Source organism: Promicromonospora sp. NPDC110617 (assembly GCF_055598465.1).
This window is the reverse complement of sequence record NZ_JBVKBM010000004.1, coordinates 280843-295241: the sequence shown is the minus strand read 5'-3', so window position 1 is coordinate 295241 and position 14399 is coordinate 280843. Positions and strand designations below refer to the sequence as shown.

Here is a 14399-nt window from a genome sequence, read left to right as displayed (position 1 = left end):
TCTAGTCTAGTTCTGTGCCACTGACAATCCCGACACACCTGTTGCCCACCGACGGCCGTTTCGGCTCAGGCCCCTCCAAGGTGCGCCCGGTACAGGTCGATCATCTCGTGGCGAACGCCCACGTGCTCGGTACCTCGCACCGCAAGGCGCCCGTCAAGGACGTGGTCCGCCGCATTCGCGAGGGTGTCACGGAGCTGCTCGGCGCGCCCGACGGGTACGAGGTGGTCCTCGGCAACGGCGGCGCCACGGCCTTCTGGGACATCGCCACGCTGTGCCTCGTGGAGCGCAAGGCGCAGCACGCGGCCTTCGGCGAGTTCGGCGCCAAGTTCGCCACCGCCACGTCGCGGGCGCCCTTCCTCGAGCCGTCCCAGGTGATCGAGGCGGAGCCGGGCACGGTCGCCTACCTCGAGGCCGCCGACGACGTCGACACCTACGCCACCCCGCACAACGAGACCTCCACGGGCGCGATGGCCCCGGTGCTGCGCCCGTCCGGGCCGGACGGCGCCGTCGTGCTCACCGACGGGACGTCCGGGGCAGGCGCGCTGCCGGTCGACCTGCGCCAGACCGACGCCTACTACTTCGCCCCGCAGAAGGTGTTCGCGGCCGACGGCGGCCTGTGGCTGGCGGTCCTCTCCCCCGCGGCCGTCGAGCGCGCGGCGCGGATCGAGGCGTCGGGACGCTGGGTGCCGGAGTTCCTGTCGCTGACCACCGCGATCCAGAACTCGCGCCTGGACCAGACCCTGAACACGCCGGCGGTCGCGACGCTGCTGCTCCTCGCCGACCAGGTGGAGTGGCTCCTGGAGCAGGGCGGCCTGAAGTGGTCGGCCGAGCGGAGCGCGACGTCGGCCGAGACCCTCTACTCCTGGGCCGAGGCCCGCCCGTGGGCGACGCCGTTCGTGCAGCGCCCGGAGGAGCGGTCGACGGTGGTCGGCACCATCGATCTGGCCGACGAGATCGACGCCGGACGGGTACTCTCCGAGCTGGGCGCCAACGGCGTCCAGGACGTGTTCGCCTACCGGAAGCTCGGGCGCAACCAGCTCCGCGTCGGCATGTACCCCGCCGTCGAGCCCGACGACGTCGCCGCGCTCACCGCGTGCATCGACTATCTCGTCGAACGCTTCTGACCAGCCTGATCACGTCCGCAATACCCCTTCGACGGGGAGTTCTGCCTATTGTCCGGTACACAGGGACTCTGTAACGTTTCCGCAACAGAGGGAACCATTCTGAGGGGCTGTTCAACAAGATGCCAGTGATCGACCACTTCACCTTCGGGATCGTGACGCCCATCCTGGCGTACGCGATCTCGTGCACCGGCGCAGCGACGGGCCTTGCGTGCACGTCCCGAGCCCGAGCGGCTTCGGGCGGCGCACGTGCGGCGTGGCTCGTCTTCGGCGCCATCGCCCTCGGCGGTACCGGGATCTGGGTGATGCACTTCGTCGCCATGCTCGGTTTCTCCGCCTCGGGCGTGACCATCCGGTACAACATCCCCGAGACCCTCCTCAGCGCGGCGATCGCGATCGTCGTCGTCGGCGCCGGCCTGTTCATCACCGAGCTGGGCAAGCGCAAGCTGCCGGCGATGCTCGTCGGCGGCGCGCTCGCCGGCTCCGGCGTCGCGGCCATGCACTACATGGGCATGGAAGCCATGGAGATGTCCGCGCAGGTCGTCTACAACCCGGTCTACGTCATCGCGTCGGTCGCCATCGCGATCGTCGCGGCGACCGCGGCGCTGTGGTGCACCGTCCACATCCGCGGCACGCTCGCGACCATCGTCGCCACCCTGGTGATGGGGATCGCGGTGACCGGCATGCACTACACGGGCATGGCCGGCGTCTCCGTGGTCAACCCCGTCGACACCGTCCCCGCCGGTGCGTCCACGATGCAGCTGCTCGTGCCGCTCGTGATGGCGGTCAGCGTGGTCACGTTCCTGCTCATCCTCGGGATCGGCCTCTGGCCCACCGAGGACGAGCTGCGCACGCAGGCCGAGTTCGAGAACCGGCTCAAGGCGCACAGCGAGCAGGGGCAGCGGTTCGAGAGCGTGCAGCAGGAGCTCCAGCCGAGCGTCGCACAGTTCGCGCAGTCCGACCGCGCGCGCTGACCCTCGGCCGCCCAGGCTTCGGAGCGCCCGCCCCCACGGGGTCGGGCGCTTCGTCGTTCCCGGCGTCGTTCGGCGCGTCGTTCGGCACGCTCTTCGGCACCGTGCGGTGCGCTTTTCCCGCCGTCGGACGACGCCGTCGGACGCCGCTGGTGTGACCGCACCCACGTACCGTTAGCAAGGCTAATGATCTAGACTGTCGTGGGTGCCGTCGAGCTCCCGCAGGTCCAGCCGAAGCCCGGCGACCGTCGGGGGCGACCTCCGCGTCGCCCTCACCCGAGTATCCCGTCGCCTGCGCGCCGAGCGCGGCGAGGCCGACCTCCCCGAGGGGCAGTTCGGGATCCTGACGGTGCTGCACAAGCACGGCGAGATGTCCCCCGGCTCCCTTGCCGAGCACGAGCGCGTCCGGCCACCGTCGATGACCCGAGCAGTGAACACCCTGGCTGAGCTCGGCCTCGTCGAGAAGGTGGAGCACGCGACCGACAAGCGACAGGTCGTCGTCCGCCTCACCGCGGCGGGCGAGCGCGAGGTCGCCGAGACCCGACGTCGTCGCGACGCCTGGCTCACCAAACAGCTGTCCACCCTGACCGTAGAGGAGAGAGAGATCCTTGCAGGAGCCAGCGAGCTCCTGATCCGGATCGCCGCTCGATGAGCGCAACCTTCGCCAGCCTTAAATATCGTAACTATCGTCTCTGGTTCGCCAGCGCTCTCGTCGCCAACATCGGCACCTGGATGCAGCGCGTGGCGCAGGACTGGGTCGTACTGACCGTCCTCACCAACAACTCCGGCGTCGCCGTGGGCATCGTCACCGCGCTGCAGTTCATCCCGCACATCTTCCTGTCCGCGTGGGCCGGCCTGCTGGCCGACCGCGTCGACCGCCGCAAGCTCCTGATGATGACGCAGGGCGGCATGGGCGTACTGGGCCTCGGGCTCGGTGCGCTGGTGCTGTCCGGCGCGGCCGAGCTGTGGCACGTCTACGTGTTCGCCACCCTGCTGGGTGTGGTGAGCGCCATCGACGGGCCCGTGCGGCAGACCTTCGTCGCCGAGCTTGTGCCCACCAAGCGCCTCGCGAACGCCGTCGGGCTCAACTCGACCAACTTCAACGCGGCGCGTCTCATCGGTCCCGGCGTGGCGGGCCTGCTCATCGCCGCCGTCGGCACGGGGTGGGTGTTCATCATCAACGGCATCGCGTTCGGTGCCGTGATCCTGGCGCTGACCCGGATGCGCGACCTGCGAGTGCAGCCCACCGCCTCGCGCGCCAAGGGCCAGATCCGCGAGGGGCTCGCCTACATCCGCGGGCGCAGCGACATCGTGGTGATCATGGTCGTGATGGGCGTGGTCTCCACGTTCGGCCTGAACTTCCAGCTCACGTCGGCCATGATGGCGCGCGTCGAGTTCGGGCGGGGCGCCGGCGAGTACGGGATCCTCGGATCCGTGCTGGCCATCGGCTCGCTCGCGGGCGCCCTCCTGGCGGCCCGGCGGGAGCGGCCGCGGGTGCGGCTCGTGCTGGGCGCGGCGTTCGCGTTCGCGATCGCCATGGGCGTCCAGGCCGTCATGCCGACGTACCTTGGCTACCTGATCATGTGCATCCCCGTCGGCTTCGCGTCGCTCACCATGCTGACGTCGGCCAACGCGGCGATCCAGCTCTCGGTGGCGCCCGAGATGCGGGGTCGTGTCATGTCGATCTACATGATGGTGCTGCTCGGCACCACGCCCCTGGGCTCGCCCGTGGTCGGCTGGATCGGCGAGACGTTCGGCCCGCGGTACGCGGTGCTCATCGGGGCCGTGGCGACGCTGCTGGTCGCGGCGGTCGCGACCGTCTGGGCGTACCGGACGTGGCACGTGCGCGTCCGCGCGCGGCTCTCCCGCGACCACCGCATCCCGCGGCCGTACCTCCAGGTGGACTACCCCGCGCTGGCGGCGACACCCGCCCCGGAGAAGCAGGCCCTGGCGGCGTAGCCGCCCCCGCGCGGGTGCGGCGTGCACGCCGGCCACCATGGTGCGCTTCTACCCAGTCATCGGGCCCGGAATCAGCGTGATTCCGGGCCCGATGACTGGGTAGGAGCGCACTTCTCCGTTGGGCCGGCCCGCCAGGGTCAGATGCCGACCGCCGCGCGGATCGGGCCCATCAGGAAGTAGACGACGAACAGCGCCGCCGCGACCCACAGCAGCGGGTGGACCATGCGCACCTTGCCGACGGCGATCTTGAGCAGCACGAACGAGATCACGCCCGCCCCGATGCCGACCGTGATCGAGTAGGCGAACGGCATGAGCACCATGGTGAGGAACGCCGGGATGGCGACCTCGAGCTTCTTCCAGTCGATGCCGGTCACCTGGACCACCATGAGGAAGCCGACGATCACGAGCGCGGGCGTGGCCGCCTCGTGGGGCACCACCTTGACGAGCGGGGCCAGGAACGTCGTCAGCAGGAAGGCCACGCCGGTCGTGATGGCGGCGAGGCCGGTCCGGGCGCCGTCGCCCACGCCGGACGCCGACTCGACGTACGCCGTGTTGGACGACACCGAGCCCATGCCGCCCGCGGACGCGGCGATCGAGTCGACGATCAGGATCTGGGTGGTCCGCGGCGGGTTGCCCTTCTCGTCGAGCAGGCCTGCCTCGCCGCCGATGGCGACCATCGTGCCCATCGTGTCGAAGAAGTCGGCGATGAGGAGCGTGAACACCAGCAGGATCACGGCCAGCGGGCCGATCTTCTCGAACGAGCCGAAGAGCGAGAACTGGCCGATGAGCGAGAAGTCAGGGAGCGCCACCACGGAGTCGGGCAGCGCGGGGACGTTGAGCGACCAACCACTCGGGTTGTCGTCGGTGCGCTTGCCGATCTGCGCGACGGCCTCGATGACCACCGCGAGCACCGTCGACGCGATGATCGCGATGAGGATGCCACCGCGCACCTTGCGCACCATCAGGACGGCGGCCAACAGCACGCCGAACGCGAAAACGAACAGCGGCCAGGCGCCGAGCGAGCCGCCCATGCCGAGCTCCGTGGGCGTCGACAGGGAGGCCGGGATGCGCACGAAGCCGGCGTCGTACACGCCGATGAACGTGATGAACAGGCCGATGCCCACGCTGATCGCGATCTTCAGCTCGCGGGGCACGGCCTTGAACACCGCCTCGCGGAAGCCGGTGACCACCAGGATCAGGATGACGATGCCTTCCAGCACGACGATGCCCATGGCGTCCGCCCACGTCATGCCGGGCAGGGCCGCGACCGAGAAGGCGACGACGGCGTTGAGCCCGAGCCCCGCCGCGAGCGCCAGCGGGAAGTTCGCGATCGCGCCCATGAGGATCGACATGATGCCGGCGACGAGGGCCGTGGCCGCGGCGATCGCCTCGAGGTCGCCGCCGTCGGTACCGCCCCCGAGAAACTGCCCGGTGCCGTCGGCCACGTTGCCGAGGATGAGGGGGTTCAGCACCACGATGTAGCTCATGGTGAAGAAGGTGACGAGACCGCCGCGGACCTCCGTCCACACCGTCGACCCGCGTTCGCTGATCTTGAAGAACCGGTCGACGGCGCCTCGCGCCTGGGCCTGGTCGTGAGCCATGGGTCCGATGTTCCCCTTCGTTACCTGGTGTTGCCCGGCTACATGCCGCGCACCGCAGTCTGGAGCATCTTCTCCACGGAGCGCACCTTGGTCAGCACGTATTCGGCACTGAGGTGGTGGAAGTCACGGTAGACGGGGTGACTGACATCACCGACGCGACAGGTCTGCGTGTCGCAGGTCTCGGACCAGACGCCGTCCCACACCTGGACGTCGTACCTGTCCCAGACCTCGGCGCTGATGCGGGGCAGGTCGCCGTTGGAGCGTTCGGCGTCCGCACGCGGCATGCCGCAGTCGCCCAGCGCAGACCAGGGCCGGGTGAGGCACTCGAGCGGGTCGACGTCGAGCTGCGGGTTGTCCTTGACCGCCACCACGGACGGGGAGACCTCGGTGAGGTGCGCGAAGAGCTCGTCGTTCGCCCGTTCCCAGGTGCTGCGCACCTCGTCCTCGGTCATCAGGGTGCCGTCCTCGTGCTGCATGCGGTCGCCGTAGATCTGCGCCTGGCTGACGACGACGGCGTCGGGCCGCAGGTCGTCCACGACACGCAGGGACTCGGCCTGGAAGCCGGCGCACGGGCCGCGGTCCGTGGGCTGCTCGACCTTGACCTCGGCGGCGGGGCAGCCGTGCCGCCAGCGGACGGCGAGCCGCAGGCCGGCGTCCGCCGCGGCAACGTCGAAGGCGGGGATCCAGTGCATGGTGTGGGAGTCGCCGAGCAGCAGCACGGTGGTGTCGGCGTCGACGTCGCCGAGCAGGCAGACCTCGGTGCCCGACGTCGTCTCGGTGGTGTCGGTGCACCCGTAGGACGCGGGCTCGGCGCGGGTCGCGACCGCGCTGGCGTACGGTTCGCGCTCCAGCACGGCGCTGGTCGCGACCCGTGTGCCGACCGTGAGGCCGCCCACCGCGAGGCCGATCACCAGGGTCACCGCGGCGGTGCGGCGCCAGGACCGCATGGCGCTGCTGAACCGGATCGGGTTCTCGACCCAGCGGTAGGTCGCGAACGCCGCGCCGAGGGCGGCGACCGAGGCGAGCACCTTGATCCAGACCGCGTCGTCCTGCACGGCCGCCGTCGTGAGCACCACGAACGGCCAGTGCCAGAGGTACCAGGAGTAGGAGACGTCGCCGAGCCGCTGCAGCACCGGCAGGTCGAGCACGCGGTCCACCCAGGTGCCGGGCGCGGAGACGCTGCCCGCCGCGAGCACGAGCAGCGCGCCGCCCACCGGCAGCAGGGCGACCGTGCCGGGGAACGGGTCGGTCTCGCGCACCACCGCGAACGAGAGCGCGAGCAGCGCGAACCCCGCGGTGCCGAGGAGCGCCCGCAGCAGGGCCGGACGCAGGCGGGAGACCTCGGAGAGCCGGCCCCACGGCAGGGTCGCGACGAGCGCGGCACCCGCGAACTCCCAGGCACGGGTGGGCAGCACGTAGAAGGCCCACTCGGGGACGGCCGCCGTGAGCCACACCGACGTGGCCAGCGAGACCACGAACGTCCCCGCGAACAGGAGCTGCAGCATGCGGCGGGCCGGGATCCGGGTGCGCCGGGCGACGGCGACGGCCAGCAGGATGAGCAGCGGCCAGAAGATGTAGAACTGCTCCTCGATGCCGAGCGACCAGGTGTGCAGATACGGGCTCGGCGTGACGGAGTCGGAGAAGTAGTCCTGCCCCTGGTACGGGAAGAGCAGGTTGGAGACGAACAGCATGGCCGACGCGCCGTGCCAGGCGAGGCGCCCCCACACCAGGGGCGACAGGATCAGGAGGCACGCGGCCAGCGTGACCGTGACGACCAGCGCGAGGGCGGGGACGAGGCGGCGCATGCGCCGGGTCCAGAACTCGACGAGGTCGACGGACCCGCTGCGGTCCACCTCGCGCAGCAGCAGCGAGCTGATGAGGTAGCCCGAGATCACGTAGAAGACGTCGACGCCGGTGAACCCGCCGGGGATCGCGATCCCCGCGTGGTAGACGACGACGGCGAGCACGGCGACCGCGCGCAGCCCGTTGATGTCGGTACGGAAGGCGTGCCCCGTGCCCGGGGCGGCGGGGGCCCGGCCTGCCCCTCCGCGGGGCTCGGAGGGTGGTCCGGAAGGTCGGTCGACGGCGGTCGTCGCCTGGGCCATTTTTCTCCTGCTGTCGTTCCGGGCGGGTGCTCCGCACTCATGCGCGCGTCACACCATAACGGGCGCATCTGGCCAGGTTGCCCCGGTATCGGGGAGGGTCTGAGGAGAGTGCTCGGCTCTCCGGCCGGCTCAGTCGAGGAACAGGTGCGAGCAGACCAGCACCGGCGCCGTGGCGGTGCCACCGTCGACCACGCATCCCATCGCCCCGCGCCGCAGCTCCGCGTTGACAAGGTTCTCCTGGTGCGACGGCGAGTCCAGCCACGCCTGCACCACGGTCTGCGGCGGGTTGGCGGTCCGGCTGAGGTTCTCGGCCACGAGCCCGCCCGGGCAGCTCTGCCGTACGGGCGGCAGCGGGGCGTGGGTGAGCTCCGGCGCGCCGATCAGCGCCGCGGCCCGCTCGACCGCCACCGGCTGCAGGCAGTCGTCGTGCTCCAGCTCGGCCACACCCACCTGCGCACGGGCCGCGTTCACGCCGTCCTCCAGGGCGGCGGCGTACTGCGCCGGGTCGGTGAGGTCGACGTCGCCGGGCGCGGTCCAGGTCGCCTGCGGCGTCGCCGTGAGCTCCGGGGTGGCGTCCCGCCCGGACAGGTCCGAGCAGGCCGTGAGCAGTGCCCCGGCGGTCAGGAGCGAGACGGCGAGGCGGATCGGGTGGGGGAGCACGAGGCGATTCGACACGACGCGCGGGCCGACCACAACCGCAGCCGGCACCGGGGCCCGGGTGCCCCGCGATCAGGCCAGGAACACGTGCGCACAGATCATCACGGGTGCGGCGGGCTCGCCGCCGTCGGGCACGCACGCGATCGCGCCGCGGGTCAGGTCGCCGTTCAGGATGTTGGCGCGGTGCCCCTCCGAGTCCATCCAGCCCTGCGCCGCCTCCGCGGGCGTCCACCCGCCCTTGGCGAGGTTCTCCGCGACGGCCGTGGTCGGGCAGACGTCGAAGATCGGGCCGAGCGGCGCGTGCGCCAGCTCCTGGCCGACCAGCGCCTGGGCCCGCTCCAGCGCCACGTCGTACGCGCAGTCGTCGTGGACCAGCGCGGCCAGGCCGTTCGCCGTCCGGTGGCCGTTGACCGCGTCCTCCAGGGCCTGGGCGTACTGCACGGCGTCGGTCAGGTCGGGGGCCGCGCCGCCGCCACCCGTGCCGCCGGAGCCACCCGTGCCGCCGGAGCCGGCACCTGACCCGTCCCCGGTCCCGGAGCCGGTCCCGTCGCCCGCTCCCGGGAGCGGCTCGCGGTCCTCGCCGCGCGACGCGGAGTCGCTGGGCGCCGGCTGCACGTCCACCGCCGCGGACTCCTGGGCGTGCTCCCCGTAGATGGCCCCCACCGAGGTCGGGTGCGGCGACGGCGCCCGCTCGACGGGCACCGCCACGCCGACCACACCGGGCGCGATCCCCGGCGCCGGCATCGGCTCGGCACCCGGGACGAGCAGCCCGGCGCACGCCGTCAGGCAGAAGCCCACCGTCACGGCCAGCGCGCCACGCGCCAGAAGCCGGGGCACCAGCGAACCGGGCGCCGAGAACCGGGGCGTCAAGGCCCCACGCGGAGCGCGCCCGGGCGGAGCCACGGACGACGTCGGACGGGGTGCTGGGGACACAAGCCGGGACAATACCGGCAATCACGATGGTAGGGAATGCCTGAAAAGTCTTATCAGTACCGACAATGGCCGGGCACGCGCCATCACCGCTCACACAATGCGCCAAACCCGCCCGGATGAATTCCTTGCCGCATATCCTGCGATCGGCCGATTCGGGTCGCACGCGGTACATTCATCGCATATTTTTGCGGGGCACACAGCGACCACTTGTCAGTCGAGCAGCTGAGGTTTCCCCACATGTCCGGAACGAGTACGACTGGCGCGCCCTGGAACGACCATCGCCTCGCCTTCGTGGGCGGGCTCCACCGCAGCGGCACCACCCTTGTCGCCCGCATCATCAGCTCCAGTCGCGACGCCTCCGGACTCACCGGAACGGGCGCCCCCATGGACGAGGGACAACACATTCAGGACGCTTATGTCGGCGGTCTGGGTAATACGTCCCAATGGTCGTTTCATCCGCAGGCGCACCTGACCGAAGAAGACGCACAACGCACCCCGGAGGCGGCGACCCGTCTCTGGCAGAGCTGGTCGCCCTACTGGGACCTGGACCGCAGGGTGCTCGTCGAGCGGTCCACGCCCAACCTCACGAAGATGCGCTACCTCCAGGAGGTCTTCCCACGGGCGCGCTTCGTGGTCGTCACCCGGCATCCCGTGGTGCAGGCGCTGGCGGTGCGCAAGTGGGCCACCCGGACCAGGGGCCGGTTCACGTACGGGTTCCCGCGGCTCGTCGAGCACTGGGTGCACGCCCACGACGTCTTCGCGCAGGACGCGCTGCACATCGAGAACCTGCTGGTGCTGCGGTACGAGCACCTGATGCGCGAGCCCGCGCGGGAGCTCGACCGGGTCGCGCGGTTCCTGGACCTGGAGCTCCCGGGAGGCGGCGTCCGTGCGGTCGACACGGACCGCGGCCACCGCTACGCCGAGCTGTGGGAGACCGGCGGCCGCGGCCACCTGGCGGGCCGGGTCCGCAACCACCTCGCGCACATCGGGTCGCGGCGCGGCACGCCGCGGGGCGACCTGGTGCGCGACGTCACCGACGTCGCGCTGCTCCCCCGCTACCGCAGCGTCGTCAGCGAGCACCTCGGCGAGCGGATCCGCGCCCACGGCTACGACCTGGACGTGCTGGACCGGGCGGCCCCGTGGGCCCCGGCGCAGGTGGGCCCGACGGCGGACGCCGCCCGATGACCGGCGCTCCCCGCGTCGTCTTCGTCACCGGCCCCGAGCGCAGCGGCACGAGCACGCTCGCCGGTGCGCTGCGCCAGTTCGGGCTCACCGTGCCGCGCCCGGAGGTCGAGCCGGACGCCGCCAACCCCCGGCGCCCGTCCGAGTCCCGGTGGGTGGTGGACCTCCACGAGGCACTGCTCCAGGCGGCCGACGTGCAGGCCACGGACCCACGTCCCCTCGCCTGGCACCTGGTGGACCGGGCGGGCACCGAGGCGGACGCGTCCGGCGGGATCGCGGCCTGGCTCGCCGCCCGCACCGCGGAGCACGGCGACCTGGTGATCAAGGACCCGCGGTTGCTCTGGTTCCTCGAGCACTGGCAGCGGGCGGCGGCCGCCGCGGGCGCCACGGCGTCGTGCCTCACCGTGCTGCGCCCGCCCGGGGAGATGGTGGGCAGCATGGTCACGGACCACCGGGACTGGCTGGTGGACCGGCTGGCCGGGTGGGTCAACGTGATGCTGGGCACCGAGCTCGCGACCCGGGCGACCCCGCGGTCCTTCGTGCGCTACTGGGACCTGATCCACGACTGGGACGGCCCGGTGTTCGACGCCGCCACCGCGCTCGACCTGCCGATGATCGACCCGCACGACACGAGCGCCGTCGAGCGGGTGGACGCCTTCATCGACCACACGCTGCACCGGGTCGAGGTGCGGTGGGACGACATGCCGGTCCCCGCCCCGCTGCGGGCCCTGGCGGACGACACCTGGGCCGCCCTCGACTCCCTTCCCGACCACGACGACGCCGTGACCCGGGCGGAGTTCGACCGGCTCCGCGCGCTGTACCCCTACGTGCACCGGAAGGTGACGGCGTCGCCCGCGCGGCGGATCGCGCGGATCGTGCCGCCCGCGGTGGTCCCGCCGTCGGTCCGGGCGAGCGTGGCGGGCATGCTGCGGCGCGCGCCGTACGCGGGCTGACGACGACGCCGGCTGACGACGGCCTTGCCTGCCGGCGCGGCGCTGGTCACATGGCGAAATAACCGCCGGATCCCACCGCCCTGAGGGGCTGGTTCGCCCGGCGGCGCCCTGGCGAACGACGTAATCTCAACGGAGATGAAGCCTGTTCAGATCCCCTCGGTTCGGTCTCGTTGCCGCACGATGCCGTGGTGACGGCAGGCGCCGCCGGGCCTGGCCTCGGCAGCCGGGCGGCGCGCGGCGGCGTCGTCACCCTCACAGGCCAGGCCCTGCGCTTTCTGGTCCAAGCCGTGGCGCTGGTCGTCCTGGCCAGGCTGCTGCCGCCGGACGACTTCGGCATGGTGGCCATGGTGCTGGTCATCGTCGGCATCGGCGAGCTCGTGCGGGACTTCGGCCTGTCGAACGCCGCGGTCCAGGCCCCGTCGCTCTCCCGGGCGGAGCGGGACAACCTCTTCTGGCTGAGCCTGCTGCTCGGCGTCGTGCTGGCCGCTGCCGTCGCAGCTCTGGCGCCGCTCGTCGCCGTGCTCTACGGCCAGCCCGAGCTGCAGGAGGTTACGCGGTGGCTCGCGATCACGTTCGTCCTCAACGGGTTCGCGGCGCAGTTCCGCGCGGGTCTCACCCGGGACCTCAGGTTCGGCGCGGCGGCAGTCGTCGACGTCGTGGGGCCGCTCGCCGGACTGTCGACGGCGATCCTGATGGCCGTCGGCGGCTGGGGCTACTGGGCGCTGGTGGGCCAGGAGCTCGTCAAGGCTCTCGTGCTCGGCGTCGGCCTGGTCGTGGCGGCACGATGGTGGCCGGGCCTGCCCCGGCGCGGCGTGTCGGTCCGGCCGTTCGTGCGCTACGGCAGCTATCTCATGGGCACCCAGATCCTGGGGTACGCGAGCCGGAACATCGACACGCTCGTCGTCGGGGCACGGTTCGGAGCGGCGATGACGGGCCTCTACAGCCGCGCGTACCAGCTCATGGCACTCCCCGTGACCCAGCTGAGCTACCCGACGACGAAGGTGGCGCTGCCGGTCCTGTCCCGGCTCAACGACGATCCCGACCGCTACCGCACATACCTGCTCCGCGGCCAGCTGCTCCTGCTGCACGCGGTGGTCCCGCTGTTCGTGCTCACGGGGGTGCTCGCCGAGCCCGTGATCCGGCTCGTCCTGGGTGCTCAGTGGGACGAGGCCGTGCCGATCTTCCAGGTGCTCGCCATCGGCGGTGTCTTCGACGGGGCGGCGCTGGCGACGATGTGGGTGTTCCTGTCCACGGGCACGACGCGGGCGCAGCTGTTCCTCGCCCTGACCACCCGGCCGCTCATGATCGTCGCGGTGCTGGTCGGGTCGCACTGGGGCGTGGTCGGCGTGGCAGCCGGCTACGCCGTCTCCACCGCGCTCTGCTGGCCCGTCGGGCTCGTCTGGATCGCCCGGGCGACGACGGCCCCGGCCCGGGACCTCTTCTGGAACGGGGCACGCGCGATCGCGGTCCATGCCTGTGCCGGAGCAGTCGTGTGGTGGACGCTCGGCCGGACGGGCCTGCCCGCCCCCGTGGTCCTGGGCCTCGGGGTGCTCGTCATGGCCGCCTGGTTCGCCCTGGTCTGCTGCGTCTGGCCTCTGCTGCGCCGGGACGCCCGGGACCTCTGGGCGACGAGACGACAGCTCGCCCGGGTCGCACGCCCGGCGACGACGAGGAGTGTGCTTGCGCCATGACGATCGTCGACCGCGCGCGTCGTCTGCGCCGCCTGCTCGGCGCACGCGCCTACCCGGTCCGGTGGGCCGACCTGCTGATCGCGCGGGCGGCCGGGCTCGGGCGCGACGCCCGCGGGCACGAGCGCGCCCACGTCCTTGTCGCGCCCCCTCGAGCCGCGAACATCGGCGACCAGGCCATGGTCGAGAGCTTCGCCGCGCTGCTCGACGGCCCGCTCGTCGTGGTCGATCGTGAGGACGCCCGGGCCCTGCCTGACGTCCCCGCCGCAGGTCCCGTGCGTCTGGTCCGGCTCCCCGCACTGCTGTACGGGCTGGGACCGCGCCACCTCGTCGACGTGTGGCGCTTCGGCAGGCTGGTCGCGGACGCACGGTCGGTCTCCGTCTTCGGCGCCGACACCATGGACGGCGCCTACGCCGCGCGCTCGTCGGTGATGCGGTCCCGTTGCGTGGAGATCGCCGCCCGGGCAGGCCGGCCGGCCCGGGTGCTGGGCTTCAGCTGGAACGCTGCTCCCCGCCGCGCGGCCCTGCGTGCGCTCCGCGCCGCCGACGCCGCGGGCGCGCGCCTGATGTCCCGGGACCCGGTGTCGGCCGCCCGGCTCCGTGCGCACGGGTTGCGCCACGTCGAGGACGTGGCCGACCTCGTGTTCGCCGACGAGCGGCTGGAACCCGGTCCTGCGGACCGGCTGCTGGCCGGGCTGGGGCCCCGGCCGGTCGCGCTCGTCAACGCCAGCGGCATGATCGGGTCGTGGTTCGACCAGGTCCCGGACTACCGGGAGATCGTGCAGCACCTGGTCGACGCCGGCATGTCCGTCGTCCTGGTCCCCCACGCACACCGGGTGTCCGGCGACGACGTCGCCATGGGCGCCGCGGTGGCGGGTCTGTTCCCCGACGAGCGGGTCGTCGCCATCCCCGAGCTGTGGAGCCCTGCGGCGGTCCGGGCCCTCGCGGCCAGGGCGTCCGTCGTCGTGAGCGGCCGGATGCACCTGTCCGTCCTCGGTCTCTCGCAGGGGGTCCCCGTCGTCGTCATGTCGACGCAGGGCAAGGTCGCCGGCCTCCTGCGGCTGTTCGACCTCGAGGACAACGCCATCGAACCGCGTGCGGGCATGGGCGGGGCGGTCAACGACGTGGTGAAGCGGGTGCTCGTGGAACGCGACCAGGTGGCGGGGGCCATCCGGGGACGCCTGCCCCAGATCCGGGAGCTCGCGCGGAGGAATGCCGCGGACCTGTGA

The 14399-nt window shown here is 72.0% G+C and carries 12 protein-coding genes; 8 read left to right on the top strand and 4 right to left on the bottom strand.

Annotated elements, in window-relative coordinates:
* The first annotated feature begins 14 nt into the window (after positions 1-14).
* From serC to ACZ7LE_RS23105, 4 genes are all read left to right on the top strand, one after another.
* Positions 15-1124: a phosphoserine transaminase gene (serC, locus tag ACZ7LE_RS23120; protein ID WP_470405565.1), complete on the top strand. Its 1110-nt coding sequence runs from the start codon at positions 15-17 to the stop codon at positions 1122-1124.
* A 119-nt stretch (positions 1125-1243) separates the two neighbouring features.
* Positions 1244-2095 carry an MHYT domain-containing protein gene (locus tag ACZ7LE_RS23115; protein ID WP_470405564.1) on the top strand — a complete coding sequence of 284 codons (852 nt, stop codon included), beginning with the start codon at positions 1244-1246 and terminating at the stop codon, positions 2093-2095.
* Positions 2096-2288: 193 nt separating this feature from the next.
* Positions 2289-2744, top strand: coding sequence for a MarR family winged helix-turn-helix transcriptional regulator (locus tag ACZ7LE_RS23110; RefSeq protein ID WP_397398626.1), 456 nt, complete (start codon positions 2289-2291; stop codon positions 2742-2744).
* On the top strand, positions 2741-4051 hold the full coding sequence (locus tag ACZ7LE_RS23105; protein ID WP_470405563.1) for an MFS transporter: 1311 nt from the start codon (positions 2741-2743) through the stop codon (positions 4049-4051). Before ACZ7LE_RS23110 ends, ACZ7LE_RS23105 begins: the two co-directional genes overlap by 4 nt.
* A gap of 137 nt (positions 4052-4188) precedes the next feature.
* Here ACZ7LE_RS23105 and ACZ7LE_RS23100 read toward each other — a convergent pair whose 3' ends face one another.
* From ACZ7LE_RS23100 to ACZ7LE_RS23085, 4 genes are all read right to left on the bottom strand, one after another.
* The gene (locus ACZ7LE_RS23100; protein WP_470405562.1) at positions 4189-5652 is read right to left on the bottom strand and encodes an NCS2 family permease; all 1464 of its coding nucleotides are present in this window, start codon (positions 5650-5652) and stop codon (positions 4189-4191) included.
* A gap of 38 nt (positions 5653-5690) precedes the next feature.
* On the bottom strand, positions 5691-7757 hold the full coding sequence (locus tag ACZ7LE_RS23095; RefSeq protein ID WP_470405561.1) for an acyltransferase family protein: 2067 nt from the start codon (positions 7755-7757) through the stop codon (positions 5691-5693).
* Positions 7758-7886: 129 nt separating this feature from the next.
* Positions 7887-8417 (bottom strand): CAP domain-containing protein, encoded by a 531-nt coding sequence (locus ACZ7LE_RS23090; protein ID WP_470405560.1) that lies wholly within the window; start codon positions 8415-8417, stop codon positions 7887-7889.
* A gap of 69 nt (positions 8418-8486) precedes the next feature.
* A complete protein-coding gene (locus tag ACZ7LE_RS23085; protein ID WP_470405559.1) occupies positions 8487-9251 on the bottom strand; it encodes a CAP domain-containing protein in 765 nt (254 codons plus the stop codon).
* Between the two features lie 333 nt (positions 9252-9584).
* On the opposite strand from ACZ7LE_RS23085, the gene ACZ7LE_RS23080 reads away from it, so the two are divergent.
* The 4 genes from ACZ7LE_RS23080 (at position 9585) to ACZ7LE_RS23065 (ending at position 14399) form a co-directional block, all read left to right on the top strand.
* On the top strand, positions 9585-10532 hold the full coding sequence (locus ACZ7LE_RS23080) for a sulfotransferase family protein (RefSeq protein ID WP_470405558.1): 948 nt from the start codon (positions 9585-9587) through the stop codon (positions 10530-10532).
* Complete coding sequence (locus ACZ7LE_RS23075; protein ID WP_470405557.1) at positions 10529-11482, top strand: hypothetical protein; 954 nt, start codon at positions 10529-10531, stop codon at positions 11480-11482. Before ACZ7LE_RS23080 ends, ACZ7LE_RS23075 begins: the two co-directional genes overlap by 4 nt.
* Before the next feature lie 188 nt (positions 11483-11670).
* Complete coding sequence (locus tag ACZ7LE_RS23070) at positions 11671-13173, top strand: lipopolysaccharide biosynthesis protein (protein ID WP_470405556.1); 1503 nt, start codon at positions 11671-11673, stop codon at positions 13171-13173.
* Complete coding sequence (locus tag ACZ7LE_RS23065; protein ID WP_470405555.1) at positions 13170-14399, top strand: polysaccharide pyruvyl transferase family protein; 1230 nt, start codon at positions 13170-13172, stop codon at positions 14397-14399. The genes ACZ7LE_RS23070 and ACZ7LE_RS23065 overlap by 4 nt, the downstream gene beginning before the upstream one ends.

Bases quoted from the DNA above. Each gene is read 5' to 3' on its own strand.
- ACZ7LE_RS23115 (WP_470405564.1), top strand. From the start codon at position 1,244: ATGCCAGTGATCGACCACTTCACCTTCGGGATCGTGACGCCCATCCTG.
- ACZ7LE_RS23105 (WP_470405563.1), top strand. From the start codon at position 2,741: ATGAGCGCAACCTTCGCCAGCCTTAAATATCGTAACTATCGTCTCTGG.
- ACZ7LE_RS23100 (WP_470405562.1), bottom strand. From the start codon at position 5,652: ATGGCTCACGACCAGGCCCAGGCGCGAGGCGCCGTCGACCGGTTCTTC.
- ACZ7LE_RS23095 (WP_470405561.1), bottom strand. From the start codon at position 7,757: ATGGCCCAGGCGACGACCGCCGTCGACCGACCTTCCGGACCACCCTCC.
- ACZ7LE_RS23080 (WP_470405558.1), top strand. From the start codon at position 9,585: ATGTCCGGAACGAGTACGACTGGCGCGCCCTGGAACGACCATCGCCTC.
- ACZ7LE_RS23075 (WP_470405557.1), top strand. From the start codon at position 10,529: ATGACCGGCGCTCCCCGCGTCGTCTTCGTCACCGGCCCCGAGCGCAGC.
- ACZ7LE_RS23065 (WP_470405555.1), top strand. From the start codon at position 13,170: ATGACGATCGTCGACCGCGCGCGTCGTCTGCGCCGCCTGCTCGGCGCA.